This is a genomic window from Methanobrevibacter sp. UBA417 (genome assembly GCF_002508845.1).
Lineage (GTDB): Archaea > Methanobacteriota > Methanobacteria > Methanobacteriales > Methanobacteriaceae > Methanobrevibacter_A > Methanobrevibacter_A acididurans.
In genome coordinates this window covers 42109-42309 of the sequence record NZ_DAZC01000016.1, presented here as the reverse complement: position 1 = coordinate 42309, position 201 = coordinate 42109, and positions in this window count along the sequence as shown.

Below are 201 nucleotides of genomic sequence, written 5' to 3'. Positions count from 1 at the left end.
TGAAGTCAATTTTATGGTGTTTTTTTCTATTTGAATCTTTTTAACGGATTTATGTAGTGATTGTTAGGATTGTAGTAATTCTGGTTTGGTGTTTACAGTATAGGGTGAAAATGTATTTTGAATTTTATTTTTTATTGATTATCTTTTTATTATAATCAAAACTTTTTTTTAGTTTTGGTTTTTCATGTTTATTTAGGCTTG